Genomic DNA, 16,043 nt, shown 5'->3' with positions numbered 1-16,043 from the left:
CCTACGGGATGAGTCGCTGATCGCGGAGGTCCTGGAAGATGCGGAGGAACATCGCCTCGGTTTCGACGTACTCGTGGAACCCGGCCCGGCGCGACTTCGACGTGTCGGCGATGACGTCGTAGTCCCACGCGAAGACGAAGTCACCGAACGCCCACGACGACACCTCGGCGTAGCTGGTGGGCGCGAGGCCGTGCCGCTCGACCATCGCGTTCCACAGGGCCTCCTTGTCGGCCATCACCTCGACGAGGCTCATCTCGAGTGGCGGCGCGACGTCGAGGTCGAAGAAGGCGGCGATCTTCGGCCACATCGACGACCAGCGGAACACGTCGCCGTTCGTGATGTTGAACGCCTCGTTGCGGGCGTGCTCGGTGGTCGCCGCCCACACCGTCGCCTTCGCGAGGAGGTCGGCGTCCGTCATCTCGATCAGGCTCGTGTACGCACCGGGCTTGCCGGGGAACCGCAGAGGGATGCCGAGCTCCTTGCTCATGGAGGCGTAGACGGCGATGACCATCGCCAGGTTCATCGGGTTGCCCAGGCCGATCCCGGCGACGACCGACGGCCGCAACGCCGACCATGACCAGGCCGCCCCGACCTGGCGGCGCTCGAGGAACTGCTGCTGGTCGACGTTGAACTCCGGCGGCATGTGCGGCGGGTCGGACTCCTTCGCGGGTGTCGCGAAGGGTCCCAGGTGCGCGCCGTAGACCTTGTAGCCCTGCATCAGGCTGATGTGCTCGAGGCCCGGCGCGACGGGTTCGACGGCATCGACGACGTTGGTGAGCATCGCGAGGTTCGGCTCGACGAGCTCGGCCCAGCTGGGGCGGTCCTGGTACGCGGCGTAGAACAGGTGCGTCACCTCCGACAGACCCCGCAACTGGTGGATGGTCGCGTCGCGGTCGAGCAGGTCCACCGCGAGGTGCCTGACGGATCCCCGGTGGGTACCGCCGCGGCGGGACAACCCGATCACGTCCCAGCCGAGCCCCTCGAGGTGGGTGATCAGGTTGCCGCCGATCACTCCACGGGCTCCGACCACCAGCGCTGTGTGCTGTGTCATGACATCTCCATCGTTAGATCGCGATTTACCGATCCACAGTGTTGCACAACATCGTCGATTCGCGATATTGCGATATGGTCGACGTATGACGAACGCTGACGAGTTGGACCTGGTGGCGGTCTTCAAGGCGCTCGGTCACCCGACGCGCCTGGCCATCCTGGGGTGGTTGAAGGATCCCGAGTCGTTCCCGCCGCAGGATCAACCGGCGGCCGAGGTCGGCGTATGCCTCAAGCACATCCAGGCGAGGGCCGAGGTGTCGCAGTCGACCGCCTCGCAGTTCATGGCCACGCTCCAGCGCGCCGGTCTCGTGACGTGCACCCGGATCGGCCAGTGGTCGCACTATCAGCGCGACGAGGCCGCGATAGAAGCGCTCGGTCGGCGGCTGTCCCTCGACCTCTGATCGCTGCGGGACGTCGGGGCGGCCTGCGGCCGCAACGGGGCACGTGCGCGATGGGGCGGGCGTCCGTAGGACCGCCCCGGCACCGACTGGATCATCACCGAGCTCTCACAGGAGTGTGCGGGGTAGGACTTGACCTTGCACCGGGGTGCAGGGTCGACAGTGAGGACATGACTTCCTCGATCGCGCGACGCACCGTGCGCCTGTCCGCTCTCTACGACCTGGTCGTCACCGCCGGGTTCGCCCTACCCTTCACCGCACCGACGCTGTTCGCCGGATTGGGCGTCATCCACTCCGCACTGGCACTTCCCGGGGTCGTTCCCGACCCTGGAGACGTGTTCGCGGTGATGTTCGCCAACCTCATGGGTTCGCTCGTGGTGGTCTGGTCGGCCTTCCGCCTGGTGCGCCCGACGTGGGCGGCCGGTGTGGCCGACACAGCCGGGAGGTTGCTCTTCTCGCTCGGCATGGGGGCCGCGTTGCTGCATGGCGCGTCACTGCTGGTCCTCGGGATGCTCGTATTCGAGCTGCTGTGGGCGGTCGTCCAGGGCGGCGTCATGCTGTCGGCTCGTCGGGCGGCCTTGGCCTAGGGTCGGCTTGTGCGTATCGCTGAGCTGGCCCGGCTGGCCAAGGTGAAGGTGTCCACCGTCCGGTTCTACGAACGGTCCGGTGTGCTCGCCGAGCCCGAACGGACCACCGGCGGTTATCGCGACTATCGGGAGACCGATGTCGTCCGCCTCCGGTTCCTCCGTCGCGGCCAGGAGCTCGGGTTCACGCTGGCGGAGCTCCACGACTTCGACCGGCTGTCTCAAGCGGCCCGGAGCGGCGGCGCTTCCGCCGGTGACGTCGCCGCCGCGGCCGCGCAGAAGCTGCAGGAGATCGACGAGAAGGTCGCCGACCTGCAACGGACGCGTTCCGCCATCTCGGATCTGCTCGATGCCCAGTGCGTCGATCCGTCGGTACCCTGCCCGATCGTCAGTGCCCTCGCCGGTGTGGTGGAGGCTGAGTCGTCCTGACGGGGTCGCCGCGGAGCTCCCGCCGCTCTCATCCAACGCCACCGCGACCTCGAGCGCAGTGAGCTCGACGTTGGTTGTTTCCTTTGGGGAAACACTGTGATAGTTTCTTCAGACGCAACGACTGGAGGTCGATCATGGATCATGAAGACGCACAGGACCGCTTGAACCAGGCACGAGACGCCTCGCGCCGCTCCGCCCGACAGGGAGCGCTCACCACCGCCATCCTCACCGCGGTACTCATCACCGCGCTCGGGGTCGTCGTCGACCTCGACATGGTCTGGCTGCTCGGACTCGTCGCCATCGGGTTCGTCGCCCTGTCCCTCGCGCGCCCGGTGAAGCTCCGCCTCGACTGGTCGGACCGGACCGGCGTACTGCTGCTCACCGCGAGCGGCGTGGCGGTCGCCGTGGTCTACGTCGTGACCCAGTGGATCGCCCGTTCCGCAGGCGTCTCCGTACCGAACACGGTGTCCGCGGTCGTCGCAGCCGTCGTCGTGTTCGCCGTCTGCCTGCCCGCACTGGTGCGCCTCGCGAACGGCTCCACGCCGCTCGGCGGACGGTCGGGGTCGCGCGATGCCTGACGACCACCCAGCCGAGGATGCCGCGGTCAGCCGCCAGGCGCTGAACCCGCTCTTCCACGAGCCTGCCCGCCTCGCTCTGCTGTCCGCACTCGCGCCCGCCGAGTACACCGACTTCGCCTCGCTCCTGCGCATCACCGGCGTCAGCAAGTCGGCGCTCTCGAAGCACCTCTCGGCGCTCGCCGATGCCGGGGTGATCGAGGTCGGGAAGAGCGACGCGGACCGCCGCGGACGCCGTATCGCACTCACGACGGAGGGCCGGGTCGCCTTCGACTCCTATCTCGACGCCCTCGATGCCATCGTGCAGCGGGCGCGTCGGTGACGCGGGGTCTTCCAGCGGCGGGCGGCGCTCATGGCTCGGCACCGGACTTCCGACGGACGTCGCAACGAGGCGTGACCCGCCCGACCTACGGTGGAAGCAGACCATCGGAAGGGGGCGCGATGCGAGCGACACCTGCTGGAGAGCGTCTGTCGATCGGGATCGTGGGCGGCTCCCTCGGTGGCCTGTTCGCGGCTTCCCTCCTCACGCGTCGCGGACATCGTGTGACGGTCTTCGAGCGGTCCCGGACCGGGCTCGAACGGCGCGGCGCGGGGCTCGTCGCCCAGCAGGAGCTCTACGACCTGCTGCACGCGGTGGGCCGTGACGCCGAGGCCCGCGTCGGCGTGGTCGCCACCGATCGCATCACCCTCGCTCGAGACGGCCGGGTCCTGACGAGCGACCCCACACCGCAGATCCAAGTCTCCTGGGACCACACCTACTCGGTCTTCCGTAGCCTTATCCCGCCCGAGGGGTACCGGCTCGGACAGGCAGTCGCCACCGTGCGCGACCGCGACGAGGGTGCCACCGTCGAGACGGCGACGGGGGAGCTGCACGAGTTCGACCTCGTCGTCGGCGCCGACGGACTCCGTTCCGTCACCAGGCATGCCGTCGCCCCCGACGACGACCGCAACCGGTACGCCGGGTACATCACCTGGCGCGGCCTCATCCCCGAAGCCGAGCTCCCAGCCGCCGCCGCACGCACCTTGCTCGGACGTTTCGCCTTCTACTCCGGTCCCGAGGTGCACATGCTCGGGTACCTCGTCCCCGGCGCGGACGGGGAGACCGAGCCCGGCGCACGCCGCTACAGCTGGGTCTGGTACCGCAGCATGTCCGAGCACGAACTCGCCGACCTCATGCGGCTGACGCACCGGCCGGCCGGGAGCTCCTCGACCGCGCCCGGCGACCTGCCGAGCGAGCTCCGCGAACAACTCCTCGCCGAGGCGGATCAGCTCCTCCCACCGCCGTTCGCCGCAGCGGTGGCAGCCGAGCCGCGCCCATTCATGCAGGCGATCTACGACTACGTGCCGCCGCGCATGACGAGCGGTCGCATCGTGCTTCTCGGAGACGCTGCAGCCGTGGTCCGCCCGCACACCGCCAGGGGAGCCGCCAAAGCGGCCGGCGATGCACTCGCGCTCGCAGCGGGCCTGGACCTGGGGCTCGGTGTCGAGGCGGCGCTCGCGCAGTACGAGGCCGAACGACTCCCGGTCGCGCGGGCGATCAGCGACTATGGACGTCGCATCGCTCGTTCCCTGCAGCTCTGACCGCACATTCATCAGGAGGAGAACACCATGGACGACGTCGAGCAGTACATCAAGCCGGACGTCCCGCCGTCCGGGCCCGGTTGCGTCGAGTGCGAGGCGACCGACAGTTGGTGGCTGCATCTCCGCCGCTGCACGTTCTGCGGGCACATCGGATGCTGCGACGACTCTCTGAACAAGCATGCGACGAAGCACGCGACCACCACCGGGCATCGCGTGATCCGCAGCTACGAGCCGGGCGAGGACTGGTTCTACGACTACGGCACGGAGGAGTCGTTCGTCGGTCCGACCCTCGCGCCCCCGCTCAGTCACCCACGCTCGCAGACGGTCCCCGGGCCGCACGATCGTGTCCCCGCCCAGTGGGAACGACTCCTCGGTTCATGACCGTCGTCGGGGAGGTCGCGATCGCGCCACTGCTCGTGTTCGAGCGGTCCTTCGGTCGCGAGGCCTTCGCGATCCGCGACTACCTCACCCGCAGCGGTGTCCCGTTCCAGACGGTGGTCGTCGAGACGGACGAGGACTGTCGGACACAGCTCGGTTCGGGTCTGGCGGAGGCCCGGCTTCCCGTCGTCGCCTTCCCTGACGGCACCCGGCTCGCCGATCCGACGCCCGCGCAGATCGCCGAACACTTCGGCTGGATCAAGCGACCGCAACGCAGTGAGTACGACGTGCTCGTCTACGGCGCCGGACCGGCCGGCCTCTCCGCCGCGGTCTATGCGGCGTCCGAGGGACTCGATGTCGCCGTGGTCGAACGGGATGCCATCGGCGGCCAGGCAGGATCCAGCAGTCTCATCGAGAACTACCTCGGCTTCGCGCACGGCATCTCCGGTGCGGCCCTCGCGGAACAGGCTCGTCGACAGGCGATCGCGTTCGGCGCCGAACTGCTCGTCATGCGTCACAGCCTGAGCCGGAGCTTCGGTGACCACCACATGCAGGCCGAGCTCGCGGACGGCTCGCGACTCTCCGCGCGGGCGGTCGTCTGCGCGACGGGGGTGCAGTGGCGTCGCCTCGGCTTGGCGAAGGAGGACGAGCTGGAGGGCTCCGGCGTCTACTACGGCGCCGGCACGAGCGAGGCGTCCTCGTGCGTCGGCGAGCACGTCTACATCGTGGGTGGCGCTAACTCGGCGGGCCAGGCGGCGATGAACCTCGCCGCGCACGCTGAGCGGGTCACCGTCCTCGTCCGCGGTCACTCCCTCTCGTCGACGATGTCGACCTACCTCCTGCGGCGACTGCTCGCGGCCCCCAATGTCGAGATCCTCGTGGACACGACGGTCACCGCGCTCCATGGCGAGGACCGCCTCCGCGGCCTGACCATCGACTCGGCGGGGACGACGACCGACGTGCCTGCGTCGCGCCTGTTTATCTGCATCGGCGGGAGCCCCAACACCGCCTGGGCCCGCGACTCCGCGGTCGCGCTGGACCCGCGCGGCTTCCTGCTCACCGGAGGCGACCTGCTGCCGGAGCAGCTGTCGGCGTGGCCGCTTCGCCGTCAGCCCCTGCACCTCGAGACGAACCAGCCCGGCGTGTTCGCCGCCGGTGACGTCCGCGCCAACTCCATCAAGCGGGTCGCGTCGGCCGTCGGTGAGGGGGCGATGGCGGTCTCCCTCGTCCATCGCCACCTCGCCGAGACGTTCGGGTAGGCCGAAGAGACACCGCCCGTTCAGCGGCAGCCGGGCCAGGTCAGGGGCGTCCGGCCGCTCGCCGGGTCATCGCGACACCGGCGACCACCGTCGTCACCAGTACGAGCGAGACGAAGATCAGCAGCACGTTGATCTCCGGAGCGAAGGTGAGGGCGAAGCCGATGGCCAGCACCGGGAGTGCGAGGCCGCAGTAGGCGATCAGGAACACGAGCGACAGCGTCTCGCCCCGGCGGGCGGGATCGGCGAGCGATCCGGCGGTCGCGATCGCCGACTTGAACAGGACGCCGACACCGAGTCCGGCGATCACACCGCCGACGAGGAAGACCCCCAGCTGCGGCAGGACCGCCCCCGCGGCGACCGCGGCGAGTCCGATGCCACAGCTCACGGTCGCGATCAGGAGTTGGCGCTGCAACGGGAGTCGAGCGAGCAGCACCTGACCGAGCGCGGCGGCTCCGAACACGGAGAAGGTCGTCACACCGGCGAGCAGGTGGTCCGGTGCATCGAAGGTGCCGATGAGGATGGTGGGTGCGAGTGAGGTGAACAGGCCGAGGAGCGCGAAGCCGGCGAAGGCACCGAACCCGGCAGCGATGAACGCCCCGCGGGACGACGCCGGGACCGCGAGGCGCTGTGGTCGGTAGCGCCTCCGTGGTTCGCTCTGCTCGACGGTCTCGGGCACGGAGACCATGACGATCGCGGCGACGACGAGCGCGACGAGGAACACCGCGTGCGGGAGCACGAGCGGGTTCGGGAGGAACTCGGCGAAGAGTCCACCGATGAGCGGTCCGAGGGCGAGACCGCCCAGGTTGCTGGCTCCGGCGACCGATGCCGCGACGATCGAGTTCTCGTCGGGCCGCGCGACCGCGCGCAGCTCGCCGAGGTGCGCGGTCGCCGTCGCGGTGAGCACACCGATGCTGACGCCGTTGACGACCCGCGCGACGATCAACCCCTCGACGCTGCTCCACAGGAGGAACAGCACTGCCGACAGCGCCGAGATCAGGATCGCGATGAGCAGCATCCGCCGCCGCCCGACCCAGTCGCTGATGTGACCGACGAAGAAGAGGCTGAACACGACGCCGACGGCGTAGGCGGCGAAGATGACGGTGATCGTCGAGACGGGGAACCCGTCCCTCGCCTGGTACAGCGCGTACAGCGGGGTCGGGACGGTCGAGTAGGCCATCACCAGCAGGAACGTGGTGGCGACGATCCAGAATCCGGCACCGTGGGAGACGCGGGATCGGGTCGAAACAGTGGAGGTCGTCATCGGGTCGCTCGGCTCTCGATCGGTGTCGACGTCAGGGCAGGATCGAGTCGACGTAGCCGCCGTCGACCCGGAGCGCGCCGCCCGTGGTGCCGGACGCGAGCGGCGAGGCGAGGTACACCACGAGGTTGGCGATCTCGATCGGCTCGAGGAGGCGGCCGATCAGCGACTGCGGGCGATGCAGACGCATGAACTCCCGCTGGGCGTCGTCCCACTCGAGCTCGTCGCCGACGAGCTGCCGGACGAAGGTCTCCACGCCCGGCGTGTGGGTGGGGCCGGCGATCACCGAGTTCACCGTCACGCCCGTCCCTGCGGCGGCCTTCGCGAAGCCGCGGCTCACCGCGAGGAGTGCGGTCTTCGACATGCCGTAGTGGATCATCTCCTCGGGGATGACCACGGCGGAGTCGCTGGCGATGTTGACGACACGACCCCATCGCCGCTCGGTCATCTCGGGGAGGAGGAGTCGCGTGAGCCTCGCGGCCGACAGGACGTTCACGTCGAACATCGCCCGCCACTGCTCGTCGGTGATGTCCAGCGGCGGTACGGCCTCGAAGACACCGAGGTTGTTGACGAGGATGTCGACCTGGCCGGCCTCGGCGACGAGCCGTTCAGCTCCCTCCCGGGTGGTCGCGTCGGCCGTGATCCCGCGCACCGACTCCACCGATTCGGTGTCGAGTGACAGGACAGCGGCCTCGAGGCGATCGGCGTCGCGACCGTTGACGATGACATCCGCCCCCGCCTCGACGAGCCGCGCGGCGATGGCGTAACCGATCCCGCTCGTCGAGCCGGTCACCAGCGCGGTGCGATGGGTGAGGTCGAGGGGGATGGTCCCCGCGCGTTCGAGTCGCATGAGCGGATCTCCTTGGGCGTCGTGGAGTGGATGGGTCGGATCCCAGGCGGCGGGCCGGTCCGACCGAGGCTACGCCGACGCCGGGCCGGAGTCTTCGGACGTTCGTCGGCGGCAGGTGCGACAGAAGTCGAATCCGACGTTGGCCGGGGCGCTCTCGTCGGGCAGGATGTGGGGATGAGCCCGCCCCAGCAGGAGCCAGGACCACAGCCCATCCTCGGAGGACCCACGCGACGACGCCGCGTCGGGATCTTCCTGTTCGACCAGGTGAAGACGCTCGACTTCGTGGGCCCCGCCGAGGTGTTCACCGAGGCGAACCAGCGGGTCGACGGCTACGACGTCCGGTTCTTCTCCCACGACGGCCAGGACGTGGTCACCTCGATGGGACTCCGGGTCGGCGTGGACGCCGCCGCGGCCGACAGCGGCCCGCTCGACCTCGTGATCGTCCCGGGGAGCGAGTCCGCACCACAGGTGTACCGCCCGGAGGAGGTGCAGCGTGCGGTCCGCCTCCTCGCGGCCCGAGCCGAGCGGGTGGCATCGATCTGTAGCGGCGCGTTCGCCCTCGCGGTCACGGGTCTCCTCGACGGCAAGTCGGCGACGACCCACTGGAAGTTCACCGGCGCGCTCGCCACCGCCTACCCCTCCATCGACGTCCGCCCCGACTCGATCTTCGTCCGCGACGGCGACACCTACTCCTCGGCCGGAGTCGCCGCCGGGATCGACCTCGCGCTCGCGATCGTGGAGGAGGACCACGGTGCGGACGTCGCACGCTCCATCGCGCAGTTGCTGCTCGTCTACATGCGCAGGTCCGGCGGCCAGTCGCAGTTCTCCGCCTCCGTCCGCGCGAAGCCGGCGCGGACCTCGATCGCGAAGGCCGTCGCGGACTACATCCATGGCGATCCGACCCGGGCGGGATCGTTGGCCGACATCGCCGCACACGCGAACGTCGGTGTCCGCCATCTCAACCGGGTCATCCGGGACGAGCTGGGCATGACGCCCATCCAGTACGTCGGCTCGCTCCGACTCGACGTCGCGCTCGGCATGCTGGAGGCCGGGGACACGGTGGGGCAGGTCGCCGCTGCCGCCGGGTACGCCAGCCCGATCGCCTTCCGCCGTGCGTTCGCGGCACGGTACAACACGACGCCCTCCGAGTACCAGCGACGGTTCCGCACGACGGGTGTCGGCGTGGCCGAGGCGTCCCTGCAGACCCGATCGCGCCTGGCTGACCCGATCGACGGAGCCGTGTCGCCGCGCTAACGGATCGCGATGGCAGCCTCTGGCGTCACGACGCGGAAGCTGAAACTCTCCTCGAGGTACAGGCTCACCGACTCGGCCGAGTGCGCCGCATAGCCGAGGGCGATGTCCTGACCGGATTCGAACAGGAAGTCGCCGCCACGTCGGCTGAGGACGACGGCTCCCTCGATACCAGGCGTCCAGACGACCTCCCCGCCGAGGATCGCCTCGATGTGCGAGGACAGCCGCGCACCACCGCTGTCGTTGCCGCCCGTGACCGACACCCAGCCCGGTGCGTCGATGGCCAGGGCGTAGGGGCCGCCGACCCCGGCCCGCGCGAGCGTCTCGACCGCCGTGGCGACCACCTGTGCGAACCGCGTCGGGTCGTCGTCCCGTGTCAGCCGTGGGTGCGGCGAGGCAGCCGTCGCACCCGTGTACCCGGCCGCGGACCAGCCGGACAGGATCGCCGCGTTCTCCACCGTGGACAAGCGGGTGACCGCGTCGTCGAGCGGGGAGAGGTCCACGTCGAGGGCGCCTCTCGCCGCGCTGTCCAGCTCGCTGCGCATGAGCGCGAAGTCGGCACGCACCTCCGTCAGGGGCAGCGACGCACGCTGTCGGGCGATCACCCCGTCCATCGGGGCGTCGACGACCGCGCCGACACGGCCGATGTCGGTGGAGGAGTGCTCCCAACCCAGCGGGCCGGCGAAGTCGACCACCCGTCGGCCGCCGAGTACCGGGGTGAGGCGCGCACGGGCCTCGTCGTCGAGCATCTGCCAGGTCTCATCGGTGATCGGCGCGAGGTGTCGGAAGAGATGGTTGTTCACGGTCACGTCCTTTCGGGAGCGGTTTGGAGCGAGCCGAGACCGAGGGAACCGTCGGCGGGCTCGGGCGGCGAGGCAGGGATGACGGCGCTCGCCGGATCAGCGGGGCCGGACGGGGCCGGATCGTCGTCCATCGCCTCGAGGAACGCGGCGCTCGGAGCGAAGAACACGGAGCCGGTCCGGGCGGTCGAGAAGTCGAGGAGTCGGTCGTGGAGTCCCGGTGGGTCACCGATGAACATGCGCTCGAGCATCCGCTCGATGACCCAGAGCCGTCGGGCGTACCCGATGAAGTAGGTGCCGAACTCGCCGCCGGCCGGGCTCCCGAACGGCATGTTGTCGCGGAGGATGTCGTGCTCGGCACCGTCGACGACGATCGTGGACAGGGTCTTGTGCGACTTCTGGCCGGTCTCCGCATCGTCGAGTTCGACGTTGTCGGCCTTCGTGCGGCCGATGATCGCCTCCTGCTGTTCCGTGGTGAGCGCGCGCCAGCGGTCGAGCGGATGCGTGTACTTCTGCACCACGACGTAGCTGCCACCGGCGAAGGCCGGGTCCTCGTCACCGACGAGCGTGGCGTCGGGAAGGTCCTGCCCGACGGGGTTCGCCGTGCCGTCGACGAAGCCGAGCAGGTCGCGGACGTCGAAGTACCGGAAGCCGACCGTCTCGTCCACGACCTCGACGGCGTCGCCGAGCAGGTCCAGGAGCTGCCGCTCGAACTCGAAGCACATGTCGCGTCTCGCAGCGCGGATGTGGAGCAGGACGTCGCCGGGCGTGGAGGGCGCGGTGTGCCGGTCGCCGACGACCGCGGGGAAGACATGAAGCTCCCTCGGTGCGGGACCGCGCGTGAGCTCACTCCAGACGCGCGCGCCGATCCCGACGGTGCAGGACAGGGCGGCGTCGAGGTCGCGGAAGGCGACGTTCTTCAGGACATCGGTGACACCCGCCAGGGTGCTGCGGACGGTGTCGATCGCGCCGACCGCGTCGCCCACCGTGAGCACGAGGAAGACGGCGGTCCCGCTGAGCGGCGCGTCCACGGCCTGAGGCTCGATCGGGACGCGTCGTGCTGAACTGGTCACGTCGACCTCTACTCGGTGCCAGCGGTCTGCGGGTGCAGCTGCCGCACCGGGGCGACGGTACGGGTCTCCGAAACGCGTCGGCGTCGGCTGGACGCGGACGACCGCTCCGACGCGGTGGGGACGTCGTTCCAGAGGCGGAGCAGCTTCAGCGACAGGTGCAGCGTGCTCCGCTTCAAGCCGTCGGCCAGCGCGTCGCGCACGACCTCCGGCATGGTGTCGAGCCGGTAGTAGAGCGTCGTGCGGTGGATGTGGAGCCGCTCGCACGCGACGACGACGTTGCATCCGGAGTCGAGGTAGGTCTCCACCGTCTCCCGACGCACGGGATCCGCGTGCCAGAGCTCGTCGGCCGCCGGCGACGCCGAGGTCACGAGCTGCGGCCCGCCGCCGATCGCGTGCAGGAGTCGCCAGCCGCCGAGATCCTCCGCGCGGGTCGACCCGAGCGCGTCTCCGACCTGACCGACGATCTCGGCCGCGGTGCGGGCCTCGTCGACGACGCCGAGCAGGTCGTCCTCGTCCGCGTGCAGCACGGCCGAACCGATCGCGGAGATGCGGACACCGGCCGGCGCGACGGAGCGGACCCACTCGTCGACGGGCGAGGCGGCGCGTCGTTCGGAGGTCACGAGGACGAAGCCGCCGACGTGATCGAGGACGAGCGTGTGGTCGCGGCCGTCGTGACGGAGAGCCCGCGCATACTCGTCCCGTTCCATCGTGCTCGTGGTCCCGAGCAGCACCGAACGCACGACCACCTCACCGTAGGAGTCGAGCCAGCGCCTCGCACGCGCGGTCCTGAGCGCGTGGCGCCGACGATCGCGGTGGTCGCTGAGCATGTCGATGAGGACGAACGCCCGGTCGTCCGAGATGGACCAGGAGCCCTCGGCCGGTTCGATCGTGCTGCGTTCGCTGTTCATCGGTGCCTCCGCGCGGTTGAACGAGTGGTGTCCCGCTCAAGCTAGGACGGATGGCCCTGGGCGAGCGTGGCCCGCCGAGAGCCACCCTGCCCGTATCACGGACGCAGCGGCGTGATCCCCTGCGCTTCCCGGGGGAAGGTCGCCAGGGTCGCCTCGTCGATGTTCAGGTGTGCGGCGACGAGCGACGGCGGCACGTGCGCCAGCCAGTTCGCGAGGGAGACCTCCTCGTAGCGGTCCGTGCGGAACACCTCGAGGAACTGGAGCACGTCGTCGCCGGTGTTCTCCACGTAGTGTCCGAGGTTCTTCTTCACGACGCCGATGTCGCCGGGGCGGAAGTCGGTCGTGTTCGCGTGGGGTCCGGTGTTGAACACGGTCATCCTGGCGGATCCGCGGAGGTAGTACTGCCACTCGTCGGCGTTGGGATGCCAGTGCAGCTCGCGCATCGACCCGGGTTCCACCGTCACGAGCGCTGCGGCGACCGACTGCGACAGCGGGAAGTTGGTGCTGTCCGCGATCTGGATGCTCCCGCCGCTGTTCCGGTGGAGTGGCTTGGACCGCGACAGTCGGAAGATGATCGGTTCCGACGCTCCCCACTCGACACCGGCGTCCTCCTGGTCCTTGGCGAGCGGGCCGGGCTCGTCGCCGGGGAAGATCCAGAGGTTGTGGAGCGGGATGTCCGCGAAGGTCTCCTGGGCTACCCCGAAGTTCTTCGCCAGCACGTCCGGCGGCGTGTGGGCGAACCAGTCCGTGAGCAGCAGGGTGTTGGACTCCGACTGGTCGCCGTCGTCGAACGCGAGCACGAACTCGGCGCCGTCGGGACCCAGCCCCTGCAGGGAGTGCGGCGTCCCGGCGGGGAAGAACCACAGATCGCCTTCCTCCACGTCCTCGACGCTGGGCATCCCGGATCGGCTGAGGGTGGTGACCCGGCACCTGCCGCGGGTCATGACGGCCCACTCGGCCGTCTGGTGCCAGTGGAGCTCGCGGATGCCGCCTGACTCGAGGTACATGTTCACGCCGGCGATCTCGTCGGAGATTGCGAAGTCCTGCTTCGTCACCTCGCGCGCCCACCCACCGTCCTGCACGCGGCGAGGCGAGATGTTGAACGACGACCAGAAGAACGCCTGCGTACTGATGTCGGTTCCCGGAGCGTCGATCTGGTTCGGGAACTGGCTTGCGACTGCCGGGTTCTGCGGGCCGGTCATCTGCGTGCTCTGCGGGTGGCGGAACGTGTTCACCTCGCCCTCCGCCGGAAGATCCGGGTTGCCCAGACTCGGGGTCTCGTGGTGCGGGACGGTGTCGTCCGTCGAATCCATGGTGTCCTCCTCGCTCCGCCGCCCTGCGGCCTGGATCGTCTCCAGCCCAGCAGGGACGGCACGACAACCCTTCCGACGGATGACGAGATGGTGCCCGTCGGCGGTCGGATCGTGGCGGCCCGCTCGTCAGGTCCGGTCGGGGGACTGCCCGGCGAGGACCGCGAGCAGCCGTGCCGAAGCCTCGTCGCACGCTCGCCAGACCACGAGACTCACGCCGAAGTGTTCGGGGACCTCCAACTGGAGGTAGCGCAGCTCGAGACGCCCGAGATCCGGACGGTCGAAGGTGAACGACTCGGCCGCATCGGGTCGGAAGCCCGGCTCCAGCCCGGCCCAGGCCTCGGCGAAGCGGCTGTTCCCGGAGCGGAGTTCGTCCACGAGGCCCTCGAAGATCGCGTCCCACTCGTGGGTGCCGAGCGACCTCCGGAGTTCGCCCACCACATGCTCGGTGACGAGGCCGGGATCGGGACTCGCCCGAAGGACCTCCGGGCGGAGGAAGGTCGAGCGCAGCAGGTTGGCTCCTGGGAGGAAGGCCTGCGACAACGCCTGGGCGAGGTGGTTGGCGTGCAGCACCGTGAAGTGGCGGTCATGGACGAACGCGGGGACGGTCGACCAGGAGTCGACGAGATCGACCAGGTCCTGAGGGAGCCGATCGGCGGGTCCGCGCTCAACCATGCGACCACGATAGTGACGTCGGGCGGCGACCGGGTGGGACGCGCAGGGTCAGGCTCAGCGAACGACCGATCGTCGGTCGACATGTCCAGAAACGACCCATGATCGGCCGCGGAAGGATGCATACGGACGAGCTTGCTAGGGGAGGATTGGCGTCGATCCCACTCGCTCTCCGGAGGACGCGGCGATGTCACCAACTCGGCTTTCGAATGCTCTCGGCGAGTTCCTCCGCGCGCGCCGGGAGTTCGTGCGGCCAGAGCAGGTCGGCATCGGCGCCGATGCCTCCCGACGGGTGCCGGGCCTGCGTCGCGAGGAGGTCGCGCACCTTGCGAGCATCAGCCCCGAGTACTACCTGCGGATCGAGCAGGGTCGTGTGCAGCGGCCGTCGGAGCAGGTCCTCCTCGGCCTCGCCCGTGCCCTGCTCCTGGACGACAGTGGACGCCGATACCTGCTCCGGTTGGCGAGTCCGAGGCCGTTCATGCGCGCGGTCGACGACCGGTCGACGCAACTCGACGACCGGGTCGCCCGGCTCCTCGCGCACTGGTCCGGTACGCCCGCGTATGTGAGCGACGGCAATCAGTACGTCGTCGCCGCGAACGCGCTCGCGAGGGCGTGGGTGCCGCCGGGCATGCTCGACCCCGGGGTCAACCTACTCGTCTCGGCCTTCGAGCAGTACGCCGACTTCCGAGGCGCCACGGCGCCCGACGCACCTGAGTACGAGCGCATGCACCGGGAGTGGGAAGGGACCCTCCGCGACCTCACCGCCCCGCTCCGCTACTACGGCCGCCCGGACGATCCTCGCCTTCAGGAGATCGTCGGGATGCTTTCGGCACGGCACCCGGTGTTCCGGACGATCTGGGCGGAACACCTCGTCAAACCGCAGATGTCCCGGCGGACGCGCACGTTCATCGAGCCGCTCGGCTGGGTCGACTTCCGGGCGCAGACCTTCGAGGTCCCGCACACGGACCAGTTCCTCACGGTGTTCTTCGACGAGCCAGGCTCAGCTGCGGCGGCGGCGATCGCCTACCTCGCAGCTCGGGACGAGCTTCAGCGGGAGGGCACCGGATCGCTCGAGGTGGAGGGCTCGTCCGGCGAGACCGCCTCGGACAGCCGCTTCAGCCGCGCCCGGGACGATGCTCCCGACGGGACGAAGACCAGCAGCAGGTCGCCCTCGGGCCCGGGCGCGTTCAAGACGTTGTAGACCATCCGAACCTCCCCGGCCGGCGTGGGGAAGACGATGGGGCCCGACGTCCCGGAGTGCCCGTCGCCCGAGGCCCAGGTCTGGGCGAAGTCGCGCGACTTCGCGGAGAGTTCGCCGATGATCCGAGCCGCCGGGCGATCCGTATCGTGCTCCTCGACCGACCGCTTGAGGAGCTCCGCGGTGGTCTCGGACATCCGGGTCCACAGCGGATCGCCGACGACCCGGTCGGGGGAGAGGAACGCGAAGCGCGCCAGGTTGACGCCGGTGTGGAACGCCGGCGTCAAGCGTGCCGCCGCCGGATTCGCCTCGAGGACATCCAGCGTGCGGTCGCAGAGGACCACGGGTACCTCTCGCCACGAGTCGATGAAGTCCCTGATCCGGTCCCGGCGCTCACGCACGCCCTCGTTCGCGATCATGCGTCCACGGTAGGCGCTGCGACCGCCGTCGGCTACCCCTCCGGTGCCCG

General features: G+C 69.7%; 18 protein-coding genes and 1 pseudogene. 10 read left to right on the top strand and 9 right to left on the bottom strand.

Annotated features, from left to right (window positions below; translation table 11 throughout):
- Position 1: 1 nt before the first annotated feature.
- Positions 2-1,051: an SDR family oxidoreductase gene (locus GV015_RS02500; protein ID WP_159876352.1), complete on the bottom strand. Its 1,050-nt coding sequence runs from the start codon at positions 1,049-1,051 to the stop codon at positions 2-4.
- 85 nt (positions 1,052-1,136) lie between these two features.
- On the opposite strand from GV015_RS02500, the gene GV015_RS02495 reads away from it, so the two are divergent.
- The 8 genes from GV015_RS02495 to GV015_RS02460 all read left to right on the top strand — a co-directional run bounded on the left by GV015_RS02495 (position 1,137) and on the right by GV015_RS02460 (position 6,254).
- On the top strand, positions 1,137-1,451 hold the full coding sequence (locus GV015_RS02495; protein ID WP_079704198.1) for a helix-turn-helix transcriptional regulator: 315 nt from the start codon (positions 1,137-1,139) through the stop codon (positions 1,449-1,451).
- A gap of 167 nt (positions 1,452-1,618) precedes the next feature.
- Positions 1,619-2,035, top strand: coding sequence for a hypothetical protein (locus tag GV015_RS02490; protein ID WP_159876350.1), 417 nt, complete (start codon positions 1,619-1,621; stop codon positions 2,033-2,035).
- 9 nt (positions 2,036-2,044) lie between these two features.
- Positions 2,045-2,461 carry a MerR family transcriptional regulator gene (locus tag GV015_RS02485; RefSeq protein WP_159876348.1) on the top strand — a complete coding sequence of 139 codons (417 nt, stop codon included), beginning with the start codon at positions 2,045-2,047 and terminating at the stop codon, positions 2,459-2,461.
- Between the two features lie 134 nt (positions 2,462-2,595).
- Positions 2,596-3,039 carry a hypothetical protein gene (locus GV015_RS02480; RefSeq protein ID WP_159876346.1) on the top strand — a complete coding sequence of 148 codons (444 nt, stop codon included), beginning with the start codon at positions 2,596-2,598 and terminating at the stop codon, positions 3,037-3,039.
- Entirely contained in the window at positions 3,032-3,358 is a 327-nt protein-coding gene (locus GV015_RS02475; RefSeq protein ID WP_159876344.1) for a transcriptional regulator, read from the top strand. Before GV015_RS02480 ends, GV015_RS02475 begins: the two co-directional genes overlap by 8 nt.
- Positions 3,359-3,477: 119 nt before the next feature.
- Complete coding sequence (locus tag GV015_RS02470; RefSeq protein WP_159876342.1) at positions 3,478-4,617, top strand: FAD-dependent monooxygenase; 1,140 nt, start codon at positions 3,478-3,480, stop codon at positions 4,615-4,617.
- Positions 4,618-4,644: 27 nt separating this feature from the next.
- The gene (locus tag GV015_RS02465) at positions 4,645-4,998 is read left to right on the top strand and encodes a UBP-type zinc finger domain-containing protein (RefSeq protein ID WP_079704193.1); all 354 of its coding nucleotides are present in this window, start codon (positions 4,645-4,647) and stop codon (positions 4,996-4,998) included.
- Entirely contained in the window at positions 4,995-6,254 is a 1,260-nt protein-coding gene (locus GV015_RS02460; RefSeq protein ID WP_159876340.1) for an FAD-dependent oxidoreductase, read from the top strand. The genes GV015_RS02465 and GV015_RS02460 overlap by 4 nt, the downstream gene beginning before the upstream one ends.
- Before the next feature lie 40 nt (positions 6,255-6,294).
- On the opposite strand, the gene GV015_RS02455 is transcribed toward GV015_RS02460, so the two are convergent.
- Positions 6,295-7,515, bottom strand: a complete 1,221-nt coding sequence (locus tag GV015_RS02455; protein WP_159876338.1) for an MFS transporter — start codon at positions 7,513-7,515, stop codon at positions 6,295-6,297.
- A 31-nt stretch (positions 7,516-7,546) separates the two neighbouring features.
- Complete coding sequence (locus GV015_RS02450; protein WP_199862340.1) at positions 7,547-8,362, bottom strand: SDR family NAD(P)-dependent oxidoreductase; 816 nt, start codon at positions 8,360-8,362, stop codon at positions 7,547-7,549.
- Between the two features lie 174 nt (positions 8,363-8,536).
- Between GV015_RS02450 and GV015_RS02445 the strand changes: the two genes are divergently transcribed.
- Positions 8,537-9,616, top strand: coding sequence for a GlxA family transcriptional regulator (locus tag GV015_RS02445; protein WP_159876336.1), 1,080 nt, complete (start codon positions 8,537-8,539; stop codon positions 9,614-9,616).
- Here GV015_RS02445 and GV015_RS02440 read toward each other — a convergent pair.
- The 5 genes from GV015_RS02440 to GV015_RS02420 form a co-directional block, all read right to left on the bottom strand.
- On the bottom strand, positions 9,613-10,416 hold the full coding sequence (locus tag GV015_RS02440; protein WP_159876334.1) for a family 1 encapsulin nanocompartment shell protein: 804 nt from the start codon (positions 10,414-10,416) through the stop codon (positions 9,613-9,615). The genes GV015_RS02445 and GV015_RS02440 overlap by 4 nt on opposite strands.
- Positions 10,417-10,418: 2 nt before the next feature.
- Positions 10,419-11,486, bottom strand: coding sequence for a Dyp-type peroxidase (locus tag GV015_RS02435; protein WP_201299333.1), 1,068 nt, complete (start codon positions 11,484-11,486; stop codon positions 10,419-10,421).
- Between the two features lie 8 nt (positions 11,487-11,494).
- Positions 11,495-12,394: a helix-turn-helix domain-containing protein gene (locus GV015_RS02430; protein ID WP_159876332.1), complete on the bottom strand. Its 900-nt coding sequence runs from the start codon at positions 12,392-12,394 to the stop codon at positions 11,495-11,497.
- Between the two features lie 95 nt (positions 12,395-12,489).
- The gene (locus GV015_RS02425) at positions 12,490-13,707 is read right to left on the bottom strand and encodes a cupin domain-containing protein (RefSeq protein ID WP_159876330.1); all 1,218 of its coding nucleotides are present in this window, start codon (positions 13,705-13,707) and stop codon (positions 12,490-12,492) included.
- A 126-nt stretch (positions 13,708-13,833) separates the two neighbouring features.
- Positions 13,834-14,379, bottom strand: coding sequence for a hypothetical protein (locus GV015_RS02420; RefSeq protein WP_159876328.1), 546 nt, complete (start codon positions 14,377-14,379; stop codon positions 13,834-13,836).
- A gap of 184 nt (positions 14,380-14,563) precedes the next feature.
- On the opposite strand from GV015_RS02420, the pseudogene GV015_RS02415 reads away from it, so the two are divergent.
- A pseudogene (locus GV015_RS02415) lies at positions 14,564-15,385 on the top strand (helix-turn-helix transcriptional regulator); the annotation flags it as partial.
- A 38-nt stretch (positions 15,386-15,423) separates the two neighbouring features.
- On the opposite strand, the gene GV015_RS19090 reads toward GV015_RS02415, so the two are convergent.
- Positions 15,424-15,993, bottom strand: a complete 570-nt coding sequence (locus GV015_RS19090) for a hypothetical protein (RefSeq protein WP_159876324.1) — start codon at positions 15,991-15,993, stop codon at positions 15,424-15,426.
- Positions 15,994-16,043 lie beyond the last annotated feature (50 nt).

The organism is Plantibacter sp. T3 (assembly GCF_902506515.1).
Taxonomy (GTDB): Bacteria; Actinomycetota; Actinomycetes; order Actinomycetales; family Microbacteriaceae; genus Plantibacter; species Plantibacter auratus.
Note: the sequence above shows the minus strand (reverse complement) of the source record. Positions and strands in the feature narration are given on the sequence as shown.

Excerpts from the sequence above, each read along its gene's own strand:
- GV015_RS02500 (WP_159876352.1), bottom strand. The coding sequence starts at position 1,051 with ATGACACAGCACACAGCGCTGGTGGTCGGAGCCCGTGGAGTGATCGGC.
- GV015_RS02495 (WP_079704198.1), top strand. The coding sequence starts at position 1,137 with ATGACGAACGCTGACGAGTTGGACCTGGTGGCGGTCTTCAAGGCGCTC.
- GV015_RS02490 (WP_159876350.1), top strand. The coding sequence starts at position 1,619 with ATGACTTCCTCGATCGCGCGACGCACCGTGCGCCTGTCCGCTCTCTAC.
- GV015_RS02480 (WP_159876346.1), top strand. The coding sequence starts at position 2,596 with ATGGATCATGAAGACGCACAGGACCGCTTGAACCAGGCACGAGACGCC.
- GV015_RS02475 (WP_159876344.1), top strand. The coding sequence starts at position 3,032 with ATGCCTGACGACCACCCAGCCGAGGATGCCGCGGTCAGCCGCCAGGCG.
- GV015_RS02470 (WP_159876342.1), top strand. The coding sequence starts at position 3,478 with ATGCGAGCGACACCTGCTGGAGAGCGTCTGTCGATCGGGATCGTGGGC.
- GV015_RS02465 (WP_079704193.1), top strand. The coding sequence starts at position 4,645 with ATGGACGACGTCGAGCAGTACATCAAGCCGGACGTCCCGCCGTCCGGG.
- GV015_RS02460 (WP_159876340.1), top strand. The coding sequence starts at position 4,995 with ATGACCGTCGTCGGGGAGGTCGCGATCGCGCCACTGCTCGTGTTCGAG.
- GV015_RS02455 (WP_159876338.1), bottom strand. The coding sequence starts at position 7,515 with ATGACGACCTCCACTGTTTCGACCCGATCCCGCGTCTCCCACGGTGCC.
- GV015_RS02450 (WP_199862340.1), bottom strand. The coding sequence starts at position 8,362 with ATGCGACTCGAACGCGCGGGGACCATCCCCCTCGACCTCACCCATCGC.
- GV015_RS02445 (WP_159876336.1), top strand. The coding sequence starts at position 8,537 with ATGAGCCCGCCCCAGCAGGAGCCAGGACCACAGCCCATCCTCGGAGGA.
- GV015_RS02430 (WP_159876332.1), bottom strand. The coding sequence starts at position 12,394 with ATGAACAGCGAACGCAGCACGATCGAACCGGCCGAGGGCTCCTGGTCC.
- GV015_RS02425 (WP_159876330.1), bottom strand. The coding sequence starts at position 13,707 with ATGGATTCGACGGACGACACCGTCCCGCACCACGAGACCCCGAGTCTG.
- GV015_RS02420 (WP_159876328.1), bottom strand. The coding sequence starts at position 14,379 with ATGGTTGAGCGCGGACCCGCCGATCGGCTCCCTCAGGACCTGGTCGAT.
- GV015_RS19090 (WP_159876324.1), bottom strand. The coding sequence starts at position 15,993 with ATGATCGCGAACGAGGGCGTGCGTGAGCGCCGGGACCGGATCAGGGAC.